Below are 3,417 nucleotides of genomic sequence, written 5' to 3'. Positions count from 1 at the left end.
GACCACCCCTCCCGAACCCACCGCCGGCGCTTCCTCGGCCGGCCGCACATTGGTCGGGCCGTTGGCGACGATGGTCACCGGCACCGACTCGCCGATGGTGATCGGCTTGGACGATCGCCACGGCAGGCCGAAGATCATCAGCGCCGCGACCGCTCCGTGCAGCGCGACCGAGCCCAGCAGGGCCGGCGAGACGCGTTGTTCGCGACGGGCGTTCATGGCGCCCTACTGCGGCGGCCGCAGGTCGGCCGAGCCTTCCGGCTGGGCGTCTTTCGGCGCGGCTCCCGACGAGGGGCCGCCGGTCTCGGTGATCAGGTTGATCTTGCTGAAGCCCGCGTTCGAGAGGCCCGCCATCACCTGGGCCACCACCGCATAGGTCGCCCCGCCGTCGGCGCGGACGAAGATCGGCTTGCTGTAGCCGTCGCCGGCGATGGCGCTGATGCGCGGCGCCAGATTCTCGAAGGGGATCTCCTTGTCGCCGACGAAGATGCTGCCGTCCTTGCGGATCGAGACGGTGATCGGCTGGTCCTGGTTCTGCAGGGCGGCCGCCTCGGTCTTGGGCAGCTCCAGCGGCACGCCGGCGGTCAACAGCGGCGCGCTGATCATGAAGATGATCAGCAGCACCAGCATCACGTCGACCAGCGGCGTGACGTTGATCTCTGACAAGGCCCCGCGCGAGCGGCGGCCACGACGGCGACGGCCCCGGCCGCCGCCCGTGGCGAAGGCGTCGTTGGACGACATCGCCATGGCTCAGACCCGTTCCGTCAGGCGGCGCTGGATCGCGGTCGACAGGTCATCGGCGAAGCCTTCCAGCCGGCCGGCGTACTTGCCCGCGTCGGTCGAGAACTTGTTGTAGGCGATATAGGCCGGGATGGCGGCGATCAGGCCGACGGCCGTGGCGAACAGCGCCTCGGCGATCGACGGCGCGACGACCGCCAGCGAGGTGTTCTTCGAGATCGCGATGTTCTGGAAGGCGTGCATGATGCCCCAGACCGTGCCGAACAGGCCGATGAACGGGCTGGCGGTGGCGACGATGGCCAGGCTGCCCAGACCATCCTCGACCTTGCTGGTCTCGCGGGCGATCGTGGTGTCGAGGATGCGGTCGATCCGGGCGATCAGGAAGCCGGCCTGATTCTCGCTCATCGCGCCCTTGGCCTTGGCGTCGCGCCATTCCTTCAGCGCCGCCTGCAACATGCGCGGCAGGGCGTGGCGGGGCTGGGCGCCCGCCTCGCCCGCGACGTCCTCCAGCGAGCGGCCGCTCGACACCTGCTCCTCGAAGCGGTCCGCCGCGCGGTTCAGGGCGGTGAAGCGGAACAGCTTGTCCAGGATCACGGCCCACGATCCCAGCGAGGCCAGGATCAGGCCGATCATCACCCCCTTCACGACCCAGTCGGCCTGCATGAACAAGGTGAAGAACGAGAAATTCGGGGCGGCGGCCGAGGCGTCCATGCGGGAATAGGCTCCGTTGGGGCGTCAGATCAGGACTTGGAGACGCCGTATGGCATGAAGCGGCGCTTGGGTGAAACTATGACCATCGCCAAGCGATCCGGAAAATCGCCGGATATCAGGGTTCGCCGTCGGCCAGCCACGGCGCCAGCTGGCTCAGCATGCGCGCGGTCGGTCGGCGCGGACGCCCGTCCAGGGTGATGCAGACCGCCTCGGCCTTGGCCTCCAGCAGCACCTCGTCGCCGCGCGTCACCTTCTGGCTGACATAGAGCCGCGCGCCCTTGACCCGATCGTAGGTGGTGCGCACCACCAGGGCGTCGTCCACCCGCGCCGAGCGCTTGAAGTCCAGGGTCATGTGGATGACGGCGAAGGCGGTGTCCTCCTTGGCCAGCTCGGTGTGCGAGATGCCCACCATCCGGAAGAAGTCGCTGCGCCCCCGCTCCAGATAGCGCAGATAGTTGGCGTGGTAGACGATCCCCGAGAAGTCTGTGTCCTCGTAATAGATCCGCACGGGCAGCTGATGCTCGCGGCCGAGGAACGCGCCGGCGGTGGGTTCGGGAGGGGTGGTCATTCCGCTTCTTACGATATTATCCGCTTAGAGGGATCTTTCGATAACGTCCCTAAACGCCCGACATCACGGCTCGAACAACCCGCCCTGCGCCGCTCCCGGCGGCGCGGCGGGCGGCGTCAAACCCAGGTGCAGATAGGCCTTGCCGCAGGCGACCCGGCCGCGCGGAGTGCGCTGGATGAAGCCCTGCTGCATCAGATAGGGCTCGATGACGTCCTCGACGGCGTCGCGGGCCTCGGCGATGGCGTAGGCGATGGTCTCGACCCCGGCCGGGCCGCCGCCATAGTGCTCGATCAGGGCGCGCAGATAGCGGCGGTCGAGGGAATCCAGCCCCAGCTCGTCCACCTCGAGCCGCGCCAGCGCCAGGCCCGCGGCCTTGCGGTCGATCACCGCCGCCCCGTCGGCGGTGGCGAAGTCGCGGACCCGGCGCAGCAGACGACCCGCCACGCGCGGGGTCCCGCGCGCGCGCTTGGCGATCTCGTCGGCGCCGTCCTCGGACAGCGGCGCGCCCATCTTGCGGGCCCCGTGCAGCAGAACGTGGCGCAGCTCGGCGGGGGTGTAGAACTCCAGCCGGATCGGAATGCCGAAGCGGTCGCGCAGGGGCGTCGCCAGCATCCCCGCCCGCGTGGTCGCCGCCACCAGGGTGAACGGCGCCAGATCGATGCGGATCGAGCGCGCCGAGGGCCCCTCGCCGATCACGAGGTCCAGCACGTGGTCCTCCATGGCCGGATAGAGGATCTCCTCGACGTTCGACGACAGCCGGTGAATCTCGTCGATGAACAGGACGTCGTTGGCTTCCAGATTGGTCAGGATCGCGGCCAGGTCGCCCGGCTTGTTCAGCACCGGCCCCGAGGTGGCGCGGAAGTTCACGCCCAGCTCGCGGGCGATGATCTGGGCCAGGGTGGTCTTGCCCAGGCCCGGCGGCCCGAACAGCAGCACGTGGTCCAGGGCCTCGCCCCGGCCCTTGGCCGCCTCGATGAAGATGCGCAGATTGCCCTTGGCGGCTTCCTGGCCGACGAACTCGGTCAGGGTCTGGGGCCGCAGGGCGCGATCGGTGGCGGGGATCTGGTCCCCCAGTTGAGATTCGCCGGAAATCACACGGGTCATGGCGAAACTCTCTCCCTTCCCCCTTGATGGGGGAAGGGTCGGGGACGGGGGTGACTACGGCCGTTCGGCTGCGACGGGCGCTTGTGGCCAAGGCCGCGACACCCCCATCCCGCCCCTTTCCCCATCAAGGGGGAAGGACCTACCATGGCGCTCATCGGCCAAGCTCCTGCAGGCCGGCCTTGATCAGGGCCTGGACGGTGGCGGCCTCGCCCAGGCGGTCGGCGGCGGCCTCGACGACGCGGCGGGCGTTGACCTCGGCCACGCCCAGACCCATCAGCGCCGCGACAGCGTCGCCGGTC

At 69.3% G+C, this 3,417-nt stretch carries 5 protein-coding genes and 1 pseudogene; all 6 read right to left on the bottom strand.

Annotation, left to right across the window (positions count from 1 at the left end; genetic code table 11):
- Positions 1–216, bottom strand: a pseudogene (locus FCU40_RS22755) (cell envelope integrity protein TolA); the annotation flags it as partial.
- Between the two features lie 6 nt (positions 217–222).
- Complete coding sequence (locus FCU40_RS22750; protein ID WP_035016946.1) at positions 223–744, bottom strand: biopolymer transporter ExbD; 522 nt, start codon at positions 742–744, stop codon at positions 223–225.
- 3 nt (positions 745–747) lie between these two features.
- Positions 748–1,446, bottom strand: a complete 699-nt coding sequence (gene tolQ, locus FCU40_RS22745; RefSeq protein ID WP_004616249.1) for a protein TolQ — start codon at positions 1,444–1,446, stop codon at positions 748–750.
- A gap of 115 nt (positions 1,447–1,561) precedes the next feature.
- On the bottom strand, positions 1,562–2,014 hold the full coding sequence (gene ybgC / locus FCU40_RS22740; protein ID WP_004616250.1) for a tol-pal system-associated acyl-CoA thioesterase: 453 nt from the start codon (positions 2,012–2,014) through the stop codon (positions 1,562–1,564).
- A gap of 63 nt (positions 2,015–2,077) precedes the next feature.
- The gene (ruvB, locus tag FCU40_RS22735) at positions 2,078–3,118 is read right to left on the bottom strand and encodes a Holliday junction branch migration DNA helicase RuvB (RefSeq protein WP_168078070.1); all 1,041 of its coding nucleotides are present in this window, start codon (positions 3,116–3,118) and stop codon (positions 2,078–2,080) included.
- Between the two features lie 151 nt (positions 3,119–3,269).
- Positions 3,270–3,417: RuvA C-terminal domain-containing protein (locus FCU40_RS22730; protein WP_241693694.1), on the bottom strand; the 148-nt coding region annotated here is incomplete at its 5' end.

The organism is Caulobacter sp. SSI4214, from assembly GCF_012184455.1.
GTDB lineage: Bacteria > Pseudomonadota > Alphaproteobacteria > Caulobacterales > Caulobacteraceae > Caulobacter > Caulobacter vibrioides_E.
This window is presented reverse-complemented; position numbering and strand designations above follow the sequence as displayed.